Here is a 1,237-nt window from a genome sequence, read left to right as displayed (position 1 = left end):
TCGACGTCGACTACGGCGGTCTCACCGAGCGGTACCGTGAGGCCGCGGAGACGCTCGTCGACGGGTACGCGACCGACGCGGCGTTCAACGGCCTCTCGTACGACCCCGACGACGAGCGCTCGCAGGTGGCGACGTACGCCGAGGCGCTCGGCGAACCCGGCCCCGACACGCGGCTCCCGGCGTGGGGAAACGCTCCGGTCGACCCCGACGAGGTCCACGAGGCCGCGCGCGAGGATCTCGAGGCGGTCCGCGGGAGCGGCCGCCTCGACGGCTCGCCGACGGGGGACGCCCAGGCGGAACCCGCGCCGGGGGAGGACTGAGATGGCGGACGAAGGCGGCCCGAGCGTCGCCGCGCGCGACGACCTCGCCGGCGTCGTCGACCTGTTCGGGTGGCTCACCCGCGCGGAGCTCTCGCGGGCGCTCTCGGAGCTGGCGTTCAAGCGGCGGGCCGAGGTCGACGAGGACGCCATCGACGCCGCCATCGACCTCGCGGTCGCCGAGTACGCGCTCGTGCCGGCTCCCGACGGCGCGCTCGCGGGCGACGGTGCGACGAACCGAACCGCGACGGGATCGGCCCCCCTCGCGGTCGGCCCGGCCGCGTTCCCGACGCTCCCGGAGGGCGCGGAAGACCTCCCGCACATCCTCGACGTGCCCGACCGCGGGGTCGACCGCGAGGCGCTCGCGGACGCAGTCCTCGACCGGCTCCGCGAGGAGGCGGTCGAGGCGATAACCCAGGGAGACGACGACCGCTTGGAGACGTTCGCGGACGTGACCTACGACGTGGAGGCGTGGGCGCCGGTCGACGTGGACCCGATTCGGACGCGGATCCTCGCGGAAGTCGACGAATAGCGGGACGCGATTCGGGTCCTCAGCCGGAGAACTCGGACTCGCTCACGCGCACGACGACGGTCTCGTCGACGTCGCGGAGGTCGTACTCCGGCGTCTCGCCCTGTCGCCGTCGGACGAAGAGCGGCTCGACTGGCCGACCGTCGACGAGCCCGAACACCTTCAGCCGCTGGTCGGTCTCCTCCGGCGGCACGTCGCCGTCGCGGACCTCGCGGGCGAGGTCCCGCGAGAGCCACTCGTCGGTCGCGACGGACGGCTCCAAGACGAGCGCCTCCTCGACGAAGCGGACGAGGTACCAGTCGAGGTCGTTCAAAAGCGAGACGGCGGCGCCGAGGCTCACGGTGTCGACCGCGACGCTGTTCGCGAACGGCTCTTCGATGTCGTAGGTCGC

At 73.2% G+C, this 1,237-nt stretch carries 2 protein-coding genes and 1 pseudogene; 2 read left to right on the top strand and 1 reads right to left on the bottom strand.

The genetic code is table 11. From position 1 onward, the window contains the following. Window positions 1–320 (top strand): annotated as a pseudogene (locus U4E84_RS17885) (glycosyl transferase family 2); the annotation flags it as partial. Between the two features lies 1 nt (window position 321). Next, a complete protein-coding gene (locus tag U4E84_RS17880; RefSeq protein WP_322533423.1) occupies window positions 322–849 on the top strand; it encodes a hypothetical protein in 528 nt (175 codons plus the stop codon). 19 nt (window positions 850–868) lie between these two features. On the opposite strand, the gene U4E84_RS17875 is transcribed toward U4E84_RS17880, so the two are convergent. Further along, a partial coding sequence (locus U4E84_RS17875) for a DUF5804 family protein (RefSeq protein WP_322533422.1) occupies window positions 869–1,237 on the bottom strand: 369 nt, incomplete at its 5' end.

The sequence above is a fragment of the Halorubrum sp. AD140 genome, assembly GCF_034497445.1.
Taxonomy (GTDB): Archaea; Halobacteriota; Halobacteria; order Halobacteriales; family Haloferacaceae; genus Halorubrum.
Note: the sequence above shows the minus strand (reverse complement) of the source record. Positions and strands in the feature narration are given on the sequence as shown.

Coding starts and splice junctions, on each gene's coding strand:
- U4E84_RS17880 (WP_322533423.1), top strand. CDS start 322: ATGGCGGACGAAGGCGGCCCGAGCGTCGCCGCGCGCGACGACCTCGCC.